Source organism: Mesorhizobium sp. B2-3-6 (assembly GCF_006442305.1).
Taxonomy (GTDB): Bacteria; Pseudomonadota; Alphaproteobacteria; order Rhizobiales; family Rhizobiaceae; genus Mesorhizobium.
In genome coordinates, this window is the sequence record NZ_VFVW01000001.1 from 960,969 (window position 1) to 981,152 (window position 20,184).

Consider the following 20,184-nt stretch of genomic DNA (forward strand, 5'->3'; position numbering starts at 1 on the left):
GCACGCCACATCAGCGGATTTCGTGCTAGGATCGAACCATGTCGCCGCCCGATCTCAACCTGCTCGTCGCCCTCGATGTCCTGCTGGACGAAGGCAGCGTGGCGCGTGCGGCGACGCGATTACGGCTCAGCCCCTCGGCGATGAGCCGCACGCTGGCGCGCCTGCGCGCGGCGACGGGAGATCCGCTGCTGGTGCGGGCCGGTCGCGGCCTTGTTCCAACACCACGCGCGCAGGAACTGCGCCAGCAGGTCGGTCGTGTGGTTCAGGATGCGGAAACGCTGCTGCGCCCGGCGAGGCTGCTTGATCTGCCGGGCCTGGAGAGGACCTTCACGCTGCGCACCAATGAAAGCTTCGTCGAGGAGTTCGGGCCGCGCCTGATCGCCCGGATCCAGGCCGATGCGCCGGGCGTGCGGCTGCGTTTCGCGCCGAAGTCGGACAAGGACATGGCGTCACTGCGCGAAGCGGCGATCGACCTGGAAGTAGGCGTGGCCGGCGAGACCGGGCCGGAGGTGCGCATCCAGGCGCTTTTTCGCGACCGTTTCGTCTGCGCGGTGCGCAGCGGCCATCCGCTCGGCCAGGGCGCGATGACGCCGGAACGCTATGCGGCTGGCCGCCACATCAATGTTTCGCGGCGGGGCCGCGAAAGGGGGCCGATCGACGAGGCCTTGAGTCGGCTCGGATTGCAACGAATGGTCGTGTGCATGGCTTCCGGTTTTTCGGCCGCGCTCGCGATGGCGCGCGCCTCGGAGCTGATCGCCAGCGTGCCCGAGCGGCATACGCAAGGCGCGCGCGCCGGCATGCAGACTTTTTCCCTGCCGGTCGACATTCCGGCGGTCACCATTTCCATGCTCTGGCATCCGCGGCTCGATGCCGATCCGGCGCAGCGCTGGCTGCGGAGTTGTGTGCGCGACATTTGCGTGAAGTCCTGATCGCGCAAGCCGCGCCGCAGCCGTCAGCGCGGCATGGCTGCCTCCAGCACCTTGAAAATCCGCTCGTCTTCGCATTGCGCAACGTTGAAGCGCAGGAATCGGCTGGCTGATTGCGACAGGCTGAACGCGTTCCCGGGCGCCAGCACGACATTGGCCGCAAGCGCGCGGCGGGCAACCTCGGCTGCGTCCACTGCATCCGGCAGGCTGCACCAGAGGAACAGACCGGCGGGCTGCTCGATCCAGGGCGTGATCCCGATCGCCTTCAGCCGAGCGCCTGTCTCGATCATGGCGCGTGAGAGCCGGGCGCGCAGCAGGTCCATGTGCTTGCGATAGCTGCCATCCCTGAGCAGGGTCAGCACCAATTCGGCCGCGAGCCGCCCGCCGCCGAAGGTGGTGGCGATCTTGAGGTCGGCCAGCCCTTCCATCCAGTCACGGGGCGCGGCGATGAAGCCGCAGCGTATCGAGGCCGAAAGCGTTTTGGAGAAACTACCGATATGGACGACACGCTCGAGACCGTCGAAAGCCGCGAGCCTTGGGGCAGGAGCGTGTTCGAAATCGGCGAAGATGTCGTCCTCGACGATGGTCAGGTCCGATTGATCGGCGAGCTTGAGCAGCCGGTGCGCGGTGACCGGCGACAGGATCGCGCCGGTCGGGTTGTGGATGGCGGAGTTGGTGATGTAGAGGCGCGGCCGATGCTCGGCCAGCGCCTGCGCGAACAAGTCGATATCCGGTCCCGATGGCGTATAGGGGACGCTGACGACCTTGGCCTGATGGGCACGCAACAGTGCGTGGAAATTGAAATAGCAGGGATCGTCGACCAGCACTGTATCGCCGGGTTCGAGCAAGAACCGGCACAGGAGATCGATGGCCTGCGTGCCCGATTCCGTCAGCATGATCTGTTCGGGGGAAGCCTCGATGCCATGCGTGGCCATGCGCCGCGCCAGCAATTGGCGCAGCGGCGGCAGCCCGAGCGGCGTGCCGTAGTCGGCAAGGGCCACATCATCGGCGCGCGCCACGGTGCGCAGCGCGCGGCGCAGCGCTGCCTGCGGCATCCACGAGGCGGGCAGCCAGCCGCAGCCGGGCTTCAGCATCTCATCGCCCGCTTCCAGCGACTGCCGCGAAACCCAGAGCGGATCGACGGCGCGGTCGAGCCGTGGGCCGATCTCGGCGAGCGACAGCGGCGCCAGCGATCCGGCGGCATAAAAGCCGGAGCCTGGCCGGGAACGGATCGCGCCTTCCGCCGCCAGTCGCTCATAGGCCTCGACAACTGTCGATTTGGAAACCTGCATGGATTTGGCGAAGGCGCGGATAGAGGGCAATCGGGCGCCGGGCGTGAGGCTGCGCGCGGCAATTCGCCGGCGGATCGCGGCCATGACGCCTTCGACAAGGGTTCCGCTGTTGTCGAATCTCGCTGATTCGTCCATCTGTACCTTCCGGCAAACCATGACAGTTTTGTTGAATTGTACTGCATTGTCTCTGGTGGCGCCATGGGTATGGGCCCGATAGAGGGCGCAACGGATGGAGTGCCTCAATGGATAAGACGACGAGCGGCTGGGTGAGCGGATTCATCGGCGTGTTGATTTTCAGCGGCTCCTTGCCGGCAACGCGTGTGGCGGTGATGGATTTCGATCCGACGTTCCTGACGTCGGCGCGCGCGGTGATAGCCGCCTTGCTTGGCCTCGCGCTGCTGCTCGTGTTCCGCGAGAAGCGTCCGGAGCGTCATGACCTGATGTCGCTTGTCATCGTCGCGTTGGGTGTCGTGGTCGGCTTTCCCTTACTGACAGCGCTGGCGCTGAAGCATGTCACCTCTGCCCATTCTATCATCTTCGTCGGCCTGCTGCCGCTGGCGACCGCGATCTTCGGCGTGCTGCGCGGGGGCGAGAGGCCGAGACCGGCCTTCTGGCTGTTCTCATGCCTCGGCAGCGCGTTGGTGGGTGGGTTTGCCCTTGCGCAAGGCATGACGGCCTCACCCGTTGGCGACGCACTGATGCTCGCCGCAATCGTCGTTTGCGGCCTGGGCTACGCAGAAGGCGCCGCGCTGTCGCGCAGGCTGGGCGGTTGGCAGGTGATCTGCTGGGCGCTGGTGCTGTCACTGCCGGTCATGCTGGTGGTGACCCTGGTCACCTTGCCACCGTCCTTCGCCACGGTCGGGATCAATGCCTGGATCGGGCTTGCCTATGTCTCGCTGTTCAGCATGCTGATCGGCTTCGTGTTCTGGTATCGCGGCCTCGCGCAAGGCGGCATCGCCGCCGTGGGGCAGTTGCAACTGCTGCAGCCCTTCTTTGGCCTCGCCCTGGCGGCGTCCCTGCTGCATGAGCAGGTCAGTCCCCTGATGGTCGTCATCACGCTCGGCGTGGTGCTGTGCGTATTCGGCGCCAAAAAGTTTGCCAGGCGGGATTTGCCACGGCCCGCAACCGGCGCCGCTGGCTAAAACTTCGTCACCACACCGATGCCGATGCCTTCGAAGCCGCCCATCGCCATCAGTGCAGCCGGCGCTTCCTCAAGGCTGATCTTCTTGCCGACCAGAAGCTCGGGTTTCAGCTTGCCGGTGCGGATCATCTCCATCATCGCGGGGTAGCGGTAGGCCTGCATGCCGTGGCTGCCGAGGATTTCGAGCTCGAACGCGATCACCTTGTCCATCGGCACCTGCGGGCGGGCGTGATCGCCCAGCATCAGGCCGACCTGCACATGGCGCCCGCGCCGGCGCAGATTGGCGATCGAATTGAACGAGGTCGTGGGATGACCGAGTGCATCCATGGACATATGCACGCCGCCATTGGTGATCTGCTTGACCGCCTTGACGACGTTCGGGGTCGTCGCCGCGTTGATGGTCGCCACCGCGCCGATCTTCCTGGCGAAGTCGAGCTTCTCTTCGGTGAGGTCGATGGCGATGACATTGGCACCCATGGCGCTGGCGATCATGATCGCCGACAGGCCGACACCGCCGCAGCCATGCACCGCTACCCATTCGCCCGGCGTCACCCGGCCCTGATCGACGATGGCGCGGAACGAGGTGACGAAACGGCAGCCGAGGCTGGCGGCAGTGGCGAATTCCATCTCGTCGGGCAGGCGCACGAGGTTTGTGTCGGCGTGCTCGATGGCGACATATTCGGCGAACGAGCCCCAGGCGTTGAAGCCCGGCTGGGACTGGTGCTCGCAGACTTGGTGATTGCCGGACGTGCATTCGAAACAATGGCCGCAGCCGACGGCGAACGGGACGGTGACGCGCTCGCCAGCCTTCCAGCGGGTCACCTGCTTGCCGGCGGCTACCACGACGCCGGCCAGTTCGTGACCGGGGACATGCGGCAGGCGGATATCGGCGTCATGGCCCATCCAGCCGTGCCAATCGCTGCGACATAGGCCTGTCGCCTCGACCTTGATGACGACGCCGTCCGGCGCCGGCTTCGGATCGGGAACGGTCTGGATCGTCGGCTCTTCGCCGAATTTTTCGAAGACGACGGCTTTCATCGGCAACTCCACCTTGCGCGCACTTCCGGGAACGATAGCCGATTCCCTGGCCGGTCAAGCGGAAATCGATTCCGCCAGACAAGCCGGCAGTTTGGGCAGACGCCGATGGCGACGCTGCGCGTTGCCGAATGAAGGTTACTCGGCATCGATCTGGTTTTGCGGCGCGGCGTTCTGGAAGGCCGGCAGGGCCATGCAAGCGGCGTTGATGCGCGAGATCGTTGGGTAGGGCGCCATATCGACGCCGAAACGGGCATTGCTGGTGACTTGTGCCGCCAGGCAGATATCGGCCAGCCCCGGCGTGTCGCCGTGGCAGAACGTGCCGGTCTCGGGCGAAGCCCCCAACAGGTTTTCGAGTGGCTTGAAACCCTCTTTGACCCAGTGCCGGAACCAGTTGGCGACATCCTCGTCGCCGGCGCCGAACAGGGTTCGCAGCGCGGTCAGGATACGCAGATTGTTCACCGGATGGATATCGCAGGCAATCATCTGCGCCAGCATCCTGACACGGGCGCGCCCAACTGCGTCCTTCGGCAGCAGAGGTGGTTCGGGCGTCGTCTCGTCGAGAAATTCGATGATCGCCAGCGATTGCGTCAGCAGGGTGCCGTCGCCCAGGATCAGCGCCGGCACCAGGCCCTGCGGGTTGACCGCGAGATAGGCCGGTTCGAGATGCTCGCCATGGCGCAGGTGATGCGGCACGTAGTCATAGGTCAGCCCCTTCATCTCCAGCGCAATCCGCACCCTGTAGGAGGTGGAGGAGCGGTAGTAGTTGTGAAGGACGATGTCGCTCATGCACTCACCGATTTGGCTGGCCGATGGTCACTTCGATCGTGCCGATGCCGTCGACGCCGCCGGTCATCGTCTCCCCGGGGTTGACCGCGCCGACGCCGGCCGGCGTGCCGGTGAAGATGAGGTCGCCTGGCTGCAATTCCATGCCTTCGCTGCAGATCGAGACGATGTCGGAGATCGGCCAGATCAACTCGGCGAGATCGGCGTCCTGCCGGATCTTGCCGTCGACGGCCAGCCAGATACGGCCCTGGCTCGGATGGCCGGATTTTTGCGCGGGAACCAGAGGACCGCACGGCGCGGAGCGGTCGAAAGCCTTCGACCAGTCCCAGGGCCGCGCCGCTTTCTTGGCTTCGTCCTGGAGATCGCGGCGGGTGAGGTCGATGCCGACGGCATAGCCCCAGACATGATCCAGCGCCTGGGCGCGCGGGATGCGGAAGCCCGGCTTGCCGATCGCGGCCACCAGTTCGATCTCATGGTGCAGGTTGGTCGTCAGCGGCGGGTAGGGGATCGTGGCGCCGGAGTCTGCCACCGCATCGGCGGGCTTGGTGAAGAAGAAGGGTGGATCGCGCTCGTCATTGCCGAACTCCCTGATATGCGCGGCGTAGTTGCGCCCGACGCAGAAGATGCGGCGCACCGCAAATCGCTCGTTCGAGCCGGCCACTGCGACCGAGGGCGTTGGCGGAGCGGGGAGGACAAAGGCGGTCATGGTCTGTCTCTGCAGTTGGATGTCGGGCCGCGGGCACCTTCGGCCGAATTGAGAGGCCGGGCAAGGCGTCGCTTTTCATAAAGCATTGGCCGGCCGGCCGTATAAAGAATCCGGAGTTTCCATCACTTTCGCGGCGATGCATCGTCCGCTGGGATAGACTATTTGCCAATAAGTCAGCCATGGTCGCGGGATTATGCTGCGGCCGGCAAACCGAAACGAGCCACATGACAGCAGCCACTGACAGCGCCCGGTTCCTGATCATCGACGATCATCCGCTGTTTCGCGAGGCGCTGCACAGCGCCGTGCAGATGGCCTATCCGGAGGTCGACACGGTGGAGGCGCGCTCGATCGCCGAAGCACTCGACCTGCTGGCCGGGACAAAGCCGTTCGACCTTGCCCTGCTCGATCTCAGCATGCCCGGCGTGCACGGCTTCGAGGGGTTGCTGCAGCTTCGGACCCGCTATCCGCGCCTGCCCGTGGTCATCGTGTCCGGTTACGAGGAGCCCAAGATCATCTCCGAGGCGCTGTCCTACGGTGCTGCCGGCTTCATCCCGAAATCGGCGCGCAAGAGCGATCTGGCCAACGCTATACGCTCGGTTATGGAAGGCGCCATCTATGTTCCGGAAACTTATGAGGGCCGCCCCCCCGACGCCGACAGCACCGACCGCGCCGACATGGTGCAGCGCCTTTCGACATTGACGCCGCAGCAGTTGCGCGTGCTGCAGATGCTGCGCCAGGGCCTGCTCAACAAGCAGATCGCCTATGAGCTGCAAGTGGGCGAGACCACGGTCAAGGCGCACGTCTCGGAGATCCTGCGCAAGCTCAACGTCTACAGCCGCACGCAAGCGGTGATCGAGGTTTCGAAGCTGGACAATGCGGAGCTTTTCAGGGATCAGGCGGGGTTTTGAGGGGCAGGTCTAAGCCAGCAGATGTGCCAGCAGCGCCCTTAGTTGCGCGGGCTTGAGCGGCTTGCGCATCAACTCGATGCCGCCGGCCCGCGCCGCCTTGGCGACGGCTTCGGAACTGTCGGCGGTGACGATCAGCGCCGGCACCGCGCGGCCGAGATAGCGGCGGACCTTCGATATGGTGGCGGTGCCGAGATCGCCGCCGTCGAGATGCTGGTCGGCTATGACGATGTCGGGCACCCAGTCCGTGTCGCCGAGCATGTCGAGCGCGTCGTCGGTCGAGGTCGCGGCGCGCACCAGGCATTGCCAGCGTTCGAGCAACGAGGTCATCGCCTGCAGCACCTCGACATCGTTCTCGACCAGCAGAACCTTGGTGCCGAACAAGCCGTAGCCGCGCGGCCGCTCCAGGCTTGCAGCGCTGGCGACGGCGTCCGCCGTGGCACCGATGCCGACGGGGACATCGATGTGAAAAATCGTGCCGCGCCCGACCTTCGAGGAAAACGTCACGGGATGGCCGAGCGCGCCGGCGATGCGCCGCACGATGGCCAGCCCAAGGCCGAGGCCGCCGCCGGCGAGTTCGGCATTGGCAGGCATGATGCCGCGATGAAATTCCTCGAACACCGCCTCGCGCTGGTCGTCGGGAATGCCGCAGCCGGTGTCGGCGACATCGATGCGGATGGCATCGCCGCGGTGCCTGGTGCCGACAAGGACACCGCCCGAGCGGGTGTAGCCCAGCGCATTGGAGAGGATGTTCTGCAGGATGCGGCGCAGCAGCGTGCGATCGGAGCGAACCACGGCGTTGACCGCGCGGAATTTCAGCGACAGGCCCTTCAGTTCGGCCACAGGCTGGAAATCCGACCGCAGCGACGAGAACAGCGCCTCCAGGCTGACGTCGCCAATGTCGGGCTGGACCACACCCGCATCGAGCTTGGAAATGTCGAGCAGCGTGCGCAGCAGGTCCTCCATCGTCTCCAGCGAGCGCTCGACCTGCCGTACCAGTTTCCGGCCCTCGTCGCTGGTCTGCACTTCGGCAAGGGCGGAGACGGACAGATGCGCCGCATTCAACGGCTGCAGCACGTCGTGGCTGGCCGCCGCGAGAAAGCGGGTCTTGGACAGGTTCGCCTGCTCGGCATTTTCCTTGGCGGCGCTGAGGTCGATGTTCGATTGTTCCAGCCGCCGCAAGGTCGAGTGCAGTTCCTCGGTGCGGGCGCGTACCCTGCTTTCCAGTGAGATCGCGGTCTGGAACAGCGAGAAAGCGTTGCCTTGCTGGTCCATCGAGCGCTCGACGCGGCTGACCAGCGCAGCGTTGATCTTCTTCAGCCTGTCGGGATCGTCTATGTCCTTGAGGGGCACGGCAGCGCTCACTCGGCGGCCGGGCGCTCGCCGAAGGCGATGCCGGTGAAGGTCTGGTTGAGATGCATCGACCGGTATTGTTCGCCATAGGTGCCGAAGCCGATGACGTTGTTGACCCGGTAGAGTTCGGAAATCTCGCGAAAGACCTGGCGGTTGCGCGCATCCAGCCGGCGCAGGACACAGTCGAAGCCGATGATCATGTCGATGCCGCCAAGCCTCGCCTCGACGTCGAGCAGAGCCGCGCGGGTCGATTCCACCATGTCCTTGGGTTGGGCGATCGACAGCACGACACCATCGTCGATGGCGCAGAAGAACGACAGCGAGCCGTCCGCATGCATCTTCTGGATGGAGCGGCAGTAATATTCACCGCCTACCTTCACCACCACCGGATGCGAGGCGAAGCTCAGCGGCGTCAGCGTCTGCGCGACGATACCGACCGAAGCGGCATATTCCTCGGCCGCATTGGTGGCATTGAACTCGCGCACGATGCGGTGATCGGGATCGGAGGCGGTGACCACCAGCTTTTCGTCGGTGGGAACGAAATTGTCGGTCTTGAAGACATGGAAAGGGATTTCCGTGGCGACCAGCACGATGATGGCGCTGTCGGAGGTGACCTTGCCGTTGGAGATCAGGCTCGTCGTCTCGAATTTCAGGTCGTCACCGGCGGAACCGCCGAGCAGTGGTATGTCATCGAGGCCCCAATGGATGGCCGAACTCACCGCTTCCTCGGCATAGGACAGTCCGTCGATGAAACAGAGCGCGAAGGTGTTCCCAGCCCGCTCGCCGCCGATGCGCCCATACAGCGTGCGCCGCAGATCCTCGACATCACCAGTGACCCTGTCCAAGCCCGATGACGACAGGTTGTCGACCGTGGTGCTGACCGCGGTAAACGACGCCGAAGGGAGCAGCATGGCGAGGATATGGCCCTCCTCGAGGCCCTGCGGCGTGATTTCGCCGGCGGTCGAGCAGCCGGCGTAGTGGAGCGCCGGCGCATGAGCCGCGATTGCGCGCGAAAGGGCGCCGGCCTCGACAAGGCGCTGGGAAAAGAATAACAGGGCGAAGCCGGCCTCGATGGCGGCCGCCTCCGCCGCCACCGCGCGTGCGAAGACGTCGGGGTCGGGCTCGTCCGTGGTCAGCGCCGACAAACCGCATGCGTAGCGCGTCCGTGAAACGGTCAGCGACGTTCTCCCGCATTTCCTCCGACGCTGCCTGTGCGCGGCTGTTGATGTGCTTCTTGCGCCAACGTCGAAAGCCATTGTTGCCGCCAATCGGCATTTTGGCAATGGGGCGAGGGGAATGCGTGTTTCGCCCTGCCATGGCCGAAAGTACAATGATCCGGCTTTTGCGCCGCGCTGTTTTTTACGGCTTGTGCGGTGTACGAATAACGCATGGCCGAAGCCAACACCGCGTCGGCAGCGTGATGACCAAGGTGATACCCAGGGAGGATTCATGTCGGACGTTTCGTTGATGGTGAACGGAAAACAGGTCCGCGGTGCGGCCGAGGACCGGACGCTGCTGGTTCACTTCTTGCGGGAGAATCTCGGCCTCACCGGCACCCATGTCGGTTGCGACACCTCGCAATGCGGCGCCTGCGTCGTCCATGTCGACGGCAAGGCGGTGAAGTCCTGTACGATGCTCGCGGTGCAGGCGTCCGGATCGAGCGTGGTGACGATCGAGGGACTTGCCAACGGTGCCGACCTGCATCCCGTGCAGGCGGCGTTCAAGGAGCATCACGGACTGCAATGCGGCTTCTGCACGCCGGGCATGATCATGACGGCGGCCGACATGATCAAGCGCCACCCCGAGGGCCTCGACGAAGCGACGGTGCGCGCAGAGCTCGAGGGCAACATCTGCCGCTGCACCGGCTACCACAACATCGTCAAGGCGATCCTCGCCGCATCGGAGGGGATGAGCGGCAAGGTCAGGCAAGCGGCGTGAGATGAACAGTACGGCAGTACGGACCAGAGCCAATTCCCCTACTGCCCTACTGCCTTACTCACCTACTGCCTTACAATTCGGGAGGAATTTCTGATGGGCATTGAAGGTGTTGGCGCTCGCGTGGCGCGCAAGGAAGACAAGCGGTTCATCACCGGCGCCGGTCGCTATGTCGACGACATGGTGGTACCCGGCATGAAGCATGCGGCCTTCGTGCGCAGCCCGCACGCGCATGCCCAGATCGTGAAGATCGAGGTCGACAAGGCTCAAGCCATGCCGGGCGTCATCGGCGTGCTGACCGGCAAGGAGCTGAAGGCCGATGGCATCGGCAATCTCATCTGCGGCTGGATGATCCATTCCAAGGACGGCTCCCCGATGAAGATGGGAGCCTGGTCGCCGCTGGCGGTCGACAAGGTTCGCTATGTCGGCGATGCGGTCGTCGTCGTGGTCGCCGACACCAAGGGCCAGGCGCGCGACGCCGCCGAAGCGGTCGAGATCACCTACAATGAACTCGAGGCGGTGGTGGATGCGACGAAGGCGCTCGAAAAGGGCGCTCCGCAACTCCATCCGGAAGCCGAAAACAACCTGATCTTCGACTGGGAGATCGGCGACGCCAAGGCGACCGACGCGGCGATCAAGGCGGCTTCCCACGTCACCCGCATGAAAATCGTCAACAACCGGCTGGTGCCCAACGCCATGGAGCCGCGGGCAGCGCTGGGCCACTATGACAGGGCGGAAGACCACTATACCTGCTGGACGACCTCGCAGAACCCGCATGTCGCCCGGCTGGTGATGAGCGCCTTCTACAACATCGCGCCGGAAAACAAATTGCGCGTCATCGCGCCCGATGTCGGCGGCGGTTTCGGCTCCAAGATCTATATCTATCCCGAAGAGATCGTCTGCCTGTGGGCGTCCAAGAAAACCGGCGTGCCGGTGAAATGGGTGGCCGACCGCACCGAGAGCTTCCTCTCCGATGCGCATGGCCGCGATCATGTCTCGACAGTGGAAATGGCCTTCGACAAGAACAACAGGATCACCGGTCTCAAGGTCGACACGTTGGCCAATCTTGGCGCCTACATGTCGCTGTTCTCGTCCTGCGTGCCGACCTATCTCTACGCGACGCTGCTGTCGGGCCAGTACGATATCCCGGCGATCCACGCCAATGTCCGCACGGTCTACACCAACACGGCACCGGTCGATGCCTATAGGGGGGCAGGGCGGCCCGAAGCCACCTATCTCATCGAGCGCACGATGGAGACCGCGGCGCGGGAACTCGGCGTCTCGCCGGCGGAGCTTCGGCGGACCAACTTCATCACCACGTTTCCGCACCAGACGCCGGTCATCATGAACTATGACGCCGGTGACTATGGCGCCTCGCTCGACGCGGCCATGGAGGCCGCCGACTATGCCGGCTTTGCCGGGCGCAAGGCGGAGGCCGCCAGGAACGGCAAGCTGCGCGGCATCGGCATGAGCTGCTACATCGAAGCATGCGGCCTGGCGCCGTCGGCCGCGGTGGGCTCGCTCGGCGCGGGCGTCGGCCTTTGGGAATCGGCCGAGGTGCGCGTCAATGCCGCCGGCACCATCGAGGTGCTGACCGGCTCGCACAGCCATGGCCAGGGCCATGAGACGACCTTCGCGCAACTGGTCAACGAACGGTTTGGGGTGCCGATCGACAGCGTCTCGATCGTCCATGGCGACACTGACAAGGTGCAGATGGGTATGGGTACCTACGGCTCGCGCTCGGGCGCGGTCGGAATGTCGGCGATTGCCAAGGCGCTGGACAAGGTCGAGGCCAAGGCCAAGAAGATCGCGGCGCACCTGCTCGAGGCCGACGAGGGCGACATCGTCATCGAGAACGGCGCGCTGAAGGTCGCCGGCACCGACAAAAACGTGCCGTGGTTCCAGATGGCGCTGGCGGCCTATACCGCTCATAATTTGCCCGGTGGCATGGAGCCGGGATTGAAGGAGACGGCGTTTTACGACCCGTCCAATTTCACCTTTCCGGCCGGCTGCTACATCTGCGAGGTCGAGATCGATCCGGAGACCGGAACGACCGAGATTATCCAGTTCGTCGCGGCCGACGATTTCGGCAACATCATCAACCCGATGATCGTCGAGGGCCAGGTGCATGGCGGCATCGCGCAGGGCATCGGCCAGGCACTGCTCGAAGGCGCCCACTATGATGCCGACGGCCAGCTTCTGACAGCGAGCTACATGGACTACACCATGCCGCGCGCGGATGACCTGCCTTCGTTCAAGGTCTCGACCTCGAACACGCCGTGTCCGGGCAATCCGCTCGGCATCAAGGGCTGCGGCGAGGCCGGCGCTATCGGCTCGCCGCCGGCGGTGATCAACGCCATCACCGACGCCATAGGAATCGCGGATATCGCCATGCCGGCTTCGCCGTCCACGGTGTGGGCCGCGATCCGTGCGGCGGCGAAGCACTGAAAGGAGAGTGAGTAGTGAATAGTGAGTAGTGAACAAAAACGCGGTTGCCGCGGCAATTGATCACCCGCTATTCACCAAATTACCGACCAATGCTACTCACTAATCACTACTGACTACTGACTATCCACTCTTCACCAGGGAGAGCCTCCAAATGTACGCAGTCAATTACCACCGCGCCGCCTCAGTCGCCGATGCCGCGAAGCTCGTCACGGGCGGCGACGCCAAGTTGCTGTCGGGCGGCATGACCCTGATCCCGGCCATGAAGACGCGGCTGGCGGCCCCTTCCGATGTCGTCGACCTGTCGCGGATCAAGGAGTTGCAAGGCGTGACAGTGTCCGGCAGGACGGTCACGATCGGCGCCGCCACCACGCATTTCGATGTTGCCAGCGACGACAAGTTGAAACACGCCTGCCCGGCGCTCGCGCATCTGGCATCGCTGATCGGCGATCCGGCAGTACGCTATAGGGGCACGATCGGCGGCTCGATCGCCAACAACGACCCGGCGGCCGATTATCCAGCGGCCATGCTGGCGCTAAATGCCACCATCATTACCAACACGCGCCAGATCGCGGCCGACAAGTTCTTCGTGGGCCTGTTCGAGACGGCGCTGGAGGACGGCGAAATCCTCACGGCCGTCACCTTCACCGCGCCGGCAAAGGCAGCCTATAAAAAATTCCGCAATCCGGCCTCCCGCTACGCCATTGTCGGCGTGTTCGTGGCCAAGGGTGTGGACGGCGTCAGGGTGGCCGTGACCGGGGCCGGCGACGATGGCGTCTTCCGCTCGAAGGAGATCGAGGCCGCGCTCGCGAAGGACTTCGTGGCTTCGGCGCTCGACGGCGTCAAGGTGCCGGCGACCAAGCTGATGAGCGATATCCACGCTTCCGCCGACTACCGTGCCAATCTGGTCGCGGTCATGGCCAAGCGCGCGGTGGCCGCCGCCAACGCCTGATTCCTTCCTGCTCCTGTCAGGCAGGAGAGGGACTTCTCGCCCCTTTTCCGCAGATGGGCGCATTGTGGCAATCTCGCACTTGCACAAAGCGATATTGCACTGCACTATGCCGGCGATCAAACGCGAGCCGGGTTCGGAGTGTTCATCACGACCTGCGACCCTATTCGCATGTTTCAATGCGAAGGGAGCGGCATGACCGACATCTCCGCGACGCATGTTGTGCCGCCAAGATCCGTCGCCGACAGATCCGCCAGGACAAGACTGGCCTATCTCGACGGCTGGCGCGGACTTTCGATCGCGCTGGTGCTCATTGGCCATTTCTTTCCCGTTGCAGGGATCAATCTCGGCGTACTGGGCGTCGAATTCTTCTTCGTGCTCAGCGGCCGGCTGATGGCCGAGATCCTGTTCGTCGAGCGCTACCCGCTGAAGAAATTCTTCAAGCGCCGCTTCTCCCGCATCTATCCCGCGCTGCTGGTGTTCGTGATCGTTTCGATGATTGCGCTGTCGGGCACGTTCGTCGCCTTCAAATGGAAGGCGGCGCTGACGGCGCTGACATTCACCTACAACTATGCCGGAATTCTCGTGAACCGCGCCGGCGCGCTCGACCACATCTGGTCGCTCTGTGTCGAAGAGCATGCCTACATCATCCTGGCAGCGATCAGCGCACTTGTCGCAAGCCGTAGCCGCGTCATCCCGCTGCTCCTGGTGCTGGCGGTGCTGGCCACGGCAAACGGTGCGGTTTCGTACTGGTTCCTGCACATGGACTACGAGACCACATACTGGCGCACCGACGTGCATATTGCGTCGATCCTGCTGTCGGCCGCCATCTGCCTGCTGAAGACCGACGGCAAGCTGCCGGCCCTGTTGAAGGGCCCTTATGTGGCGGTGGCGGCGGCCATCTCGGCGGTGCTTCTGTTCATGGACCCGGTACCAACCCCGATCCACTATCTGGTCGCCGTGCCGCTCCTGGCGCTTGCCGTCAACGCTCTCGATTTCAGCACGAGATTGTTTTCTGGACTGCTGTCGTCCTGGCCTATGGCGACGTTGGGTCTATGGTCCTATTCGCTCTATCTGTGGCAGCAGCCATTCTACAAATTCGTCTATGAGCGAGGCAGCGACCCATGGCTGATGCTGGCTGGGGTCTTTGCCTGCGCGCTCTGCAGCTATTATGTCATCGAGCGGCCGTCGCGTGAGTGGCTGAACCGCAACTGGTGAGTGACGCCGCAGTGTCCCTCCCTTGCGTTGCCTAGCGGCCAAGGTCAGCCTCGCTCGATGCCGCCTGTCCGGCAGCTTGTTTGGTAAGTTCGTCCTAATATAGCCAGGGGTGACCTGGCGATCTGCTTGCCGGATAGCCCGATGTCCTTAGACATTGGTATTATGGCAGCTATTCCTTGTTGTCCCGCCCCGTGCTCCGCCTAGTTTATTCGAATCGGAGCATTGCATGGGAGGATGGAATGGCAACGACCAGGGAAAACGCCGGCGGCTGGCTCGACCGCTCGCGCACGATCGCCGAGCCCGGTTTCAGCAGATGGATGGTGCCGCCGGCGGCGTTGTGCATTCATCTTTGCATCGGTCAGGCCTACGCGTTCAGCGTCTTTAACCTGCCGATGTCGAAACTGATCGGTATCACCGATTCGGCGCCCGACGACTGGAAGCTGACCGGACTCGGCTGGATTTTTTCGATCGCGATCCTGTTTCTTGGCCTCGCGGCAGCCTTCGGCGGCGGTTGGCTGGATCGCGTCGGCCCGCGCAAGGCGATGGTCGCGGCCGCCTGCTGTTTCGGCGGCGGTTTCATCGTGTCGGCGCTCGGCGTCACCTTGCATCAACTGTGGATCATCTATCTCGGCTACGGCGTCCTGGGCGGCATCGGCCTCGGGCTCGGTTACATCTCGCCGGTCAAGACGCTGATCACCTGGTTTCCCGACCGGCCGGGCATGGCGACCGGCATGGCGATCATGGGGTTTGGCGGCGGAGCCTTCATCGCTTCGCCGCTTTCGGTCTATCTGCTGAAGCTGTTTTCGACCCCGCAGCATATCGGTGTCGCCGAAACCTTCATCATGCTGGGCATTGTCTACTTCATCTTCATGCTGATCGGCGCTGTCATCGTCAGGGTGCCGCCCGATGGCTGGCGTCCGGCCGGCTGGACGCCGCCGACGACACAAAACACGATGGTGACAACCGCCAACGTCCATCTCGACGACGCGTTGAAGACACCGCAGTTCTGGCTGTTGTGGGGCGTGCTGTGCCTCAACGTGACGGCCGGCATCGGCGTCCTCGGCCAAGCCTCCGCCATGAGCCAGGAGATGTTCCCGGGACGCATCACGCCGGCCGCCGCCGCCGGCTTCGTCGGCCTGCTATCGATCTTCAACATGCTCGGCCGCTTCTTCTGGGCGTCGACCAGCGACTATATCGGCCGCAAGACGACCTACGCGGTCTTCTTCGTGCTGGGCGTGATCCTTTATGCAGTGGTGCCGTGGACGGGCCAGTCGGGCAACGTGTTCCTGTTCGTGCTGTTCTATGGCGTCATCTTGAGCATGTATGGCGGCGGCTTTTCCACCATTCCGGCCTATCTGCGCGATGTCTTCGGCGTGCGGTATGTCGGTGCCATCCATGGCCGCCTGCTGACGGCGTGGTCAGTGGCGGGCGTGCTGGGGCCGGTCCTGGTCAACTACATCAGGCAGTACCAGATCGATGCAGGAGTAGCGAAGGCCGATGCCTACACGGTCACCATGTACATCATGGCCGGCCTGCTCGTCGTCGGTTTCCTGCTCAACCTGATGATGCGGCCGGTGGATGCACGGTTCCACATGAAGGCCGAACCGGCTGCAGCGTAAGGAGAGTGATCATGGCGCAAGACAACAGCAATTCTGTCAAATTGGTCCTTGCCTGGCTGCTGGTCGGCATCCCGCTGTTGTGGGGGTTCTGGACGACGCTGGTCAGTGCAGCGGCGTTGTTCCAGTAGTGGCAGAGACCTGGAAAGGAGCAGCGCTCAGGCGATGATCCGCCTGACGTAGTAGCGCACCGCCTTCTTGCCGCCATGGATCACCGCGTCGCCGACCTCGGTGAAGCCGAGCGCTGCATGGAAGGCGTCCGAAGCCGGGTTGGGCGGGTCGGCATTGACCTCGCATGTGACCAGTGCATGGCCGGCGCGCGTGGCGTGCTCGAACAGGTCTTGGTAGAGCAGGCGGGCATGGCCGCGGCCACGAGCTTGCGCCGCCACCACGACGCGATCGACATAGACGAAGCGCTCGTAGCGTTCGCGAAACCAGAGAAAATTCGGACTGTCGTACCGAGCCCCTTGATCGAAGGTCATGATGAAGGCTTCGAGCGCGCCGATGCGGCGCGCATAGAACGCCTCGCCAAGCAGGAAAGACAGGCGCTCGGGCTCAAGCCACGACAATTCGGCGGCATGCTCGTTGTTGAGCGCGAGTATGGCCGCTTCGTCGCTTTGCCTGACACGGCTGATCGGGGAGAGGGCGGTCATGCCTTGGCCCCCGCGATCGTCGCTGCCACAAGCGGCGTATCGGTGAGCGTATTGCGATACTCGCGGTCGAGATCGGAGCCACCCATGCCGACCTTGGGATTGCGGTAGCGCATGGCGCTGGGCACGTCCTTAAGGACGGCGAAATGCATTTCGGACAGTCCGGTCCTTTGCCGCACCTCGGCAATGTTGCCGAGATCGAGCCCGCCGCAGCCGAGAATGACGATGCGGTCGCCCCCCTGTCGCACCAGGTCCGCCAGCAGCGACAGGCCCTCCATCGCCGTGTCGCGTTGGCCGCTGGTCAGCACGCGGCCGACCTTGCAGCGGATCAGCGCTTCCAACGCCTCGGCCGGGTCGCGCGTCATGTCGAAAGCGCGGTGACACGTGACGTTAAGGCCGCCGGCGGCCTCCGTCAGTTCGCTCATGCGGCGCTCGTCGATGGTGCCTTCGGCGGTGAGGCAGCCGAACACCACGCCGGGCACGCCGAGGTCGCGCAGGGCGGCTACGTCGGCCAGCATCGAACGGTACTCGGTTTCGCTGTAGAGAAAATCGCCGCCACGCGGCCGCACCATGACATGGAACGGCACAATCGCCTGGTCGAGCGCGGCGCGCACGGTTCCCAAGCTCGGCGTGATGCCGCCTTCGACGAGGCTGGCGCACAGTTCGACCCTGTCGGCGCCGCCGGCCTGTGCGGCCAGAAGGCCATCAATGCCCTCGACACAGATTTCGATCAGCGGCGGGCGGGCTTCTTCAGTCAAGGTGTGATCCTGTCCATGATGTTGTGAGAAGCCCGTAGCACCCGCGCGGCGGGCGCGAAAGCAGGAACGGCACGGCGCATTGGACCAGGGGGCATTTCCCTGCTTGACAGTCTTATAACTACATGGTTATGAGTTAACCCATAGCCATCGAGTTATTGATCGCGAGCGGTGGCTCGACGACGACTAAGAGGAGCACGGCATGACACAGACCAAATCGATCGTCGTTGAACGGCTGATTCCGCATTCGGCGGAGAAGATATGGCGTGCGCTGACAGTGCCCGAACTCGTCGCAGAATGGCTCATGCAGAATGACTTCGCGCCGCAAGAGGGGCATCGCTTCACGTTCCGCGCTTCACCGGTACCGGGCTGGTCCGGGGTGACGAACTGCGTCGTGCTGAAAGTCGAGGCGCCACGCCTGCTTGCCTATAGCTGGGGCGACGGAAGCGAATCCGACAGCGGACTGAAAACCGTGGTGACCTGGTCGCTCACGCCTGAGGGCGCGGCGACCCGGGTGCGGATGGAGCACTCGGGGTTCCGGCCGGCCGATGAGCGTGGATATGTCGGCATGGGAAGCGGCTGGCCGCGTATTCTTGAGCGACTTGAGCAGGTGGCTGCGAAGCAAGGCTGAGCCGACTCTCCTCGACCAACCGGTCGCCATGGCCGGCGAACCACAACAAGTCTCCCCGGATGCGCCGCTTCCGGGCATGGCAAACCGCGCCCTGACCAAACTTTTCAAACGGAGAAACACCGTGGAAGCCAGGCTCAAGAACCCCGTGATGCTCATCCCCGGCGCCCTGCAGGCGCTGCTGGCGCTGGACAAGTCGACCGAGGCGGCCGATTTGCCCTATGTGACGCGCAAGCTCGTCCATCTGCGCGCCAGCCAGATCAATGGCTGCTCGGTTTGCGTCGACATGCATGCGCGCGAACTCAAGAAGGCTGGCGAGAAGGACGAACGCATCTTTGCCTTGTCGGCCTGGCGGGAGACGCCGTACTTCACCGATGCCGAACGCGCCGCGCTTGCCCTTGCCGAAGCCGGCACAAGGCTGGCCGACAGAACGGATGCCGTGACGGACGAGGTATGGGACGAGGCCGCCCGGCACTATGACGAAAAGGCGCTTGCCGGGCTCGTCATCCAGATCGCCGTGATCAACGCCTTCAATCGGCTGAACGCCACGACACGCCAAATGGTCGGCGCCTGGGGCTAAGGCCGCGCGAAGGCGAGCCGTGCCACGGTGCAATGGCGGCTGGACTCGCGGTGCACCAAACCTGCTTGCCTAGCCCGGCCGGGTCGCGGCCGGCGGCAATTCGAACAGTTTGGCGCCATTTTCCTCGCCGCGTTCGACATAGCCGATGGTGCGAAACCATTTTGCGATTTCCGGTCCCGTGAGCCAGCTGCGGGAGTGAATAGGGAGATTGCCGGCGAGCGCCTGGATCTGCCTGATATGCCGCCTGCAGAAACGCACGGTCGCGGCCCTGAAAAAGCCCTCGCGCGCGGCGAACAGCGTGTCCGCGGCGTCGCCATGCTCGTGCCAGGCGACGATTGCTACGGTCCCGTCGCTGTCGACAAGGGCATGGGCGCGGCCCTCCTTCAGGTTCATCATCAGATTGTCGTAGGCGACCTTGCTGTCCTTGCCGGCGGCGATGTATTCGTCGGACATCCGCTTGGACAAATGGCGAAACACGTCTTCCAGATCGCCGACCGTCGCTGTTCGTGCTCTCATTTCTGCTCCTTGAGCCCCGGCAGGGAGTTTGCTCCAGGAAAAGGCATTCACCAAGCAAAGGGATTTCGCGAAAAACCCAACAGGGGGAATCCGGTTCCGCCGGTAAGGCGGGCAACCGGCATAGCATCGTCAGCCCGGTCGTGCGGAACCGGATGGGAGCTGGGCCAACGACTTAGCGCGGCGCGCTCCCGTGGCGAGACAGTTCGAGGACCCGGAGCAGCGGTGGCTTACTGGCGCAAAACCGTGTTCTTGGTGCCTTCCTCGACCTGGTCGATCACCAGCAGCTTGACGGGGCCTTCACCGATATTGGTGGCCTGATGCCACTGCCCGATCATCTCGATGATGAAATCGCCAGTCTTGTAGGTGTTGCTGTTGCCGGTCTCGACATTGGTGACCTTCAACGTGCCGGCCTCGACATAGGCGTAGCGCGGGAACGGATGCTTGTGCACCGGCAAGGTCGCGCCCGGCGCTATGTCGTAGGTCGACACCAGCACCTGCACGTTCTTCTGCGGCAGCGTGATCGGCTGGCCGGAAGCGGTGGTCGTGCGCGAGGCGAGGGGTGTCACGACGACGGGCGTGCCGCTGCTGTCCAGCGCATGAGCGCCGGTCGCGAACGCCGCAGCCGCCAGCAGCAATGCCGATGCCAGGACTTTTCGCATGATTCCTCCCCAAACCGCCGCATCTATCGCGCCGCGAAGGCCGGTGCGCAAGCATGTCCCTGACGAATCTGATTGGACTCGCTGGCCTG

At 64.0% G+C, this 20,184-nt stretch carries 20 protein-coding genes; 10 read left to right on the forward strand and 10 right to left on the reverse strand.

Annotated features, from left to right (window positions below; genetic code table 11):
- Positions 1-38 precede the first annotated feature (38 nt).
- Positions 39-929: a LysR family transcriptional regulator gene (locus tag FJ953_RS04655; RefSeq protein WP_140623314.1), complete on the forward strand. Its 891-nt coding sequence runs from the start codon at positions 39-41 to the stop codon at positions 927-929.
- Between the two features lie 23 nt (positions 930-952).
- Here the strand turns inward: FJ953_RS04655 and FJ953_RS04660 are convergent, their stop codons facing one another.
- A complete protein-coding gene (locus FJ953_RS04660) occupies positions 953-2,353 on the reverse strand; it encodes a PLP-dependent aminotransferase family protein (protein ID WP_140623316.1) in 1,401 nt (466 codons plus the stop codon).
- A gap of 107 nt (positions 2,354-2,460) precedes the next feature.
- Between FJ953_RS04660 and FJ953_RS04665 the strand changes: the two genes are divergently transcribed.
- Complete coding sequence (locus FJ953_RS04665) at positions 2,461-3,360, forward strand: DMT family transporter (RefSeq protein ID WP_140623318.1); 900 nt, start codon at positions 2,461-2,463, stop codon at positions 3,358-3,360.
- On the opposite strand, the gene FJ953_RS04670 is transcribed toward FJ953_RS04665, so the two are convergent.
- The 3 genes from FJ953_RS04670 to FJ953_RS04680 form a co-directional block, all read right to left on the reverse strand.
- Positions 3,357-4,397, reverse strand: a complete 1,041-nt coding sequence (locus tag FJ953_RS04670; RefSeq protein ID WP_140623320.1) for a zinc-dependent alcohol dehydrogenase family protein — start codon at positions 4,395-4,397, stop codon at positions 3,357-3,359. The genes FJ953_RS04665 and FJ953_RS04670 overlap by 4 nt on opposite strands.
- Before the next feature lie 135 nt (positions 4,398-4,532).
- Positions 4,533-5,183: a maleylacetoacetate isomerase gene (gene maiA / locus FJ953_RS04675; protein ID WP_140623322.1), complete on the reverse strand. Its 651-nt coding sequence runs from the start codon at positions 5,181-5,183 to the stop codon at positions 4,533-4,535.
- A 4-nt stretch (positions 5,184-5,187) separates the two neighbouring features.
- Entirely contained in the window at positions 5,188-5,886 is a 699-nt protein-coding gene (locus FJ953_RS04680; protein WP_140623324.1) for a fumarylacetoacetate hydrolase family protein, read from the reverse strand.
- Between the two features lie 224 nt (positions 5,887-6,110).
- Between FJ953_RS04680 and FJ953_RS04685 the strand changes: the two genes are divergently transcribed.
- On the forward strand, positions 6,111-6,794 hold the full coding sequence (locus FJ953_RS04685; protein ID WP_140495724.1) for a response regulator transcription factor: 684 nt from the start codon (positions 6,111-6,113) through the stop codon (positions 6,792-6,794).
- A 9-nt stretch (positions 6,795-6,803) separates the two neighbouring features.
- Here FJ953_RS04685 and FJ953_RS04690 read toward each other — a convergent pair whose 3' ends face one another.
- The gene (locus FJ953_RS04690) at positions 6,804-8,144 is read right to left on the reverse strand and encodes a hybrid sensor histidine kinase/response regulator (RefSeq protein ID WP_140495725.1); all 1,341 of its coding nucleotides are present in this window, start codon (positions 8,142-8,144) and stop codon (positions 6,804-6,806) included.
- 8 nt (positions 8,145-8,152) lie between these two features.
- Positions 8,153-9,289, reverse strand: a complete 1,137-nt coding sequence (locus FJ953_RS04695; protein WP_140675765.1) for an FIST signal transduction protein — start codon at positions 9,287-9,289, stop codon at positions 8,153-8,155.
- Positions 9,290-9,593: 304 nt separating this feature from the next.
- On the opposite strand from FJ953_RS04695, the gene FJ953_RS04700 reads away from it, so the two are divergent.
- The 5 genes from FJ953_RS04700 (at position 9,594) to FJ953_RS04720 (ending at position 16,310) form a co-directional block, all read left to right on the forward strand.
- The gene (locus tag FJ953_RS04700) at positions 9,594-10,082 is read left to right on the forward strand and encodes a (2Fe-2S)-binding protein (protein WP_140521053.1); all 489 of its coding nucleotides are present in this window, start codon (positions 9,594-9,596) and stop codon (positions 10,080-10,082) included.
- A gap of 93 nt (positions 10,083-10,175) precedes the next feature.
- On the forward strand, positions 10,176-12,527 hold the full coding sequence (locus FJ953_RS04705; protein WP_140623326.1) for a xanthine dehydrogenase family protein molybdopterin-binding subunit: 2,352 nt from the start codon (positions 10,176-10,178) through the stop codon (positions 12,525-12,527).
- A gap of 151 nt (positions 12,528-12,678) precedes the next feature.
- Positions 12,679-13,476 (forward strand): xanthine dehydrogenase family protein subunit M, encoded by a 798-nt coding sequence (locus tag FJ953_RS04710; protein WP_140623328.1) that lies wholly within the window; start codon positions 12,679-12,681, stop codon positions 13,474-13,476.
- Positions 13,477-13,668: 192 nt separating this feature from the next.
- On the forward strand, positions 13,669-14,691 hold the full coding sequence (locus FJ953_RS04715) for an acyltransferase (protein ID WP_140623329.1): 1,023 nt from the start codon (positions 13,669-13,671) through the stop codon (positions 14,689-14,691).
- Positions 14,692-14,930: 239 nt separating this feature from the next.
- Positions 14,931-16,310 (forward strand): OFA family MFS transporter, encoded by a 1,380-nt coding sequence (locus tag FJ953_RS04720; protein ID WP_140623331.1) that lies wholly within the window; start codon positions 14,931-14,933, stop codon positions 16,308-16,310.
- A gap of 155 nt (positions 16,311-16,465) precedes the next feature.
- On the opposite strand, the gene FJ953_RS04730 is transcribed toward FJ953_RS04720, so the two are convergent.
- Positions 16,466-16,960 carry a GNAT family N-acetyltransferase gene (locus FJ953_RS04730; RefSeq protein ID WP_140495733.1) on the reverse strand — a complete coding sequence of 165 codons (495 nt, stop codon included), beginning with the start codon at positions 16,958-16,960 and terminating at the stop codon, positions 16,466-16,468.
- Entirely contained in the window at positions 16,957-17,715 is a 759-nt protein-coding gene (locus tag FJ953_RS04735) for a copper homeostasis protein CutC (protein WP_140495734.1), read from the reverse strand. The genes FJ953_RS04730 and FJ953_RS04735 overlap by 4 nt, the downstream gene beginning before the upstream one ends.
- A 199-nt stretch (positions 17,716-17,914) precedes the next feature.
- Between FJ953_RS04735 and FJ953_RS04740 the strand changes: the two genes are divergently transcribed.
- Positions 17,915-18,343, forward strand: a complete 429-nt coding sequence (locus FJ953_RS04740; RefSeq protein ID WP_140495735.1) for an SRPBCC domain-containing protein — start codon at positions 17,915-17,917, stop codon at positions 18,341-18,343.
- 121 nt (positions 18,344-18,464) lie between these two features.
- Positions 18,465-18,920, forward strand: coding sequence for a carboxymuconolactone decarboxylase family protein (locus tag FJ953_RS04745; protein ID WP_140495736.1), 456 nt, complete (start codon positions 18,465-18,467; stop codon positions 18,918-18,920).
- A gap of 69 nt (positions 18,921-18,989) precedes the next feature.
- On the opposite strand, the gene FJ953_RS04750 is transcribed toward FJ953_RS04745, so the two are convergent.
- Both FJ953_RS04750 and FJ953_RS04755 read right to left on the reverse strand, forming a co-directional pair.
- Positions 18,990-19,436: a hypothetical protein gene (locus FJ953_RS04750; protein WP_140495737.1), complete on the reverse strand. Its 447-nt coding sequence runs from the start codon at positions 19,434-19,436 to the stop codon at positions 18,990-18,992.
- Positions 19,437-19,663: 227 nt separating this feature from the next.
- Positions 19,664-20,095, reverse strand: coding sequence for a cupin domain-containing protein (locus FJ953_RS04755; RefSeq protein WP_140495738.1), 432 nt, complete (start codon positions 20,093-20,095; stop codon positions 19,664-19,666).
- Between the last annotated feature and the right edge of the window lie 89 nt (positions 20,096-20,184).

Coding starts and splice junctions, on each gene's coding strand:
- FJ953_RS04655 (WP_140623314.1), top strand. CDS start 39: ATGTCGCCGCCCGATCTCAACCTGCTCGTCGCCCTCGATGTCCTGCTG.
- FJ953_RS04660 (WP_140623316.1), bottom strand. CDS start 2,353: ATGGACGAATCAGCGAGATTCGACAACAGCGGAACCCTTGTCGAAGGC.
- FJ953_RS04665 (WP_140623318.1), top strand. CDS start 2,461: ATGGATAAGACGACGAGCGGCTGGGTGAGCGGATTCATCGGCGTGTTG.
- FJ953_RS04670 (WP_140623320.1), bottom strand. CDS start 4,397: ATGAAAGCCGTCGTCTTCGAAAAATTCGGCGAAGAGCCGACGATCCAG.
- maiA (WP_140623322.1), bottom strand. CDS start 5,183: ATGAGCGACATCGTCCTTCACAACTACTACCGCTCCTCCACCTCCTAC.
- FJ953_RS04680 (WP_140623324.1), bottom strand. CDS start 5,886: ATGACCGCCTTTGTCCTCCCCGCTCCGCCAACGCCCTCGGTCGCAGTG.
- FJ953_RS04685 (WP_140495724.1), top strand. CDS start 6,111: ATGACAGCAGCCACTGACAGCGCCCGGTTCCTGATCATCGACGATCAT.
- FJ953_RS04700 (WP_140521053.1), top strand. CDS start 9,594: ATGTCGGACGTTTCGTTGATGGTGAACGGAAAACAGGTCCGCGGTGCG.
- FJ953_RS04705 (WP_140623326.1), top strand. CDS start 10,176: ATGGGCATTGAAGGTGTTGGCGCTCGCGTGGCGCGCAAGGAAGACAAG.
- FJ953_RS04710 (WP_140623328.1), top strand. CDS start 12,679: ATGTACGCAGTCAATTACCACCGCGCCGCCTCAGTCGCCGATGCCGCG.
- FJ953_RS04715 (WP_140623329.1), top strand. CDS start 13,669: ATGACCGACATCTCCGCGACGCATGTTGTGCCGCCAAGATCCGTCGCC.
- FJ953_RS04720 (WP_140623331.1), top strand. CDS start 14,931: ATGGCAACGACCAGGGAAAACGCCGGCGGCTGGCTCGACCGCTCGCGC.
- FJ953_RS04730 (WP_140495733.1), bottom strand. CDS start 16,960: ATGACCGCCCTCTCCCCGATCAGCCGTGTCAGGCAAAGCGACGAAGCG.
- FJ953_RS04740 (WP_140495735.1), top strand. CDS start 17,915: ATGACACAGACCAAATCGATCGTCGTTGAACGGCTGATTCCGCATTCG.
- FJ953_RS04750 (WP_140495737.1), bottom strand. CDS start 19,436: ATGAGAGCACGAACAGCGACGGTCGGCGATCTGGAAGACGTGTTTCGC.
- FJ953_RS04755 (WP_140495738.1), bottom strand. CDS start 20,095: ATGCGAAAAGTCCTGGCATCGGCATTGCTGCTGGCGGCTGCGGCGTTC.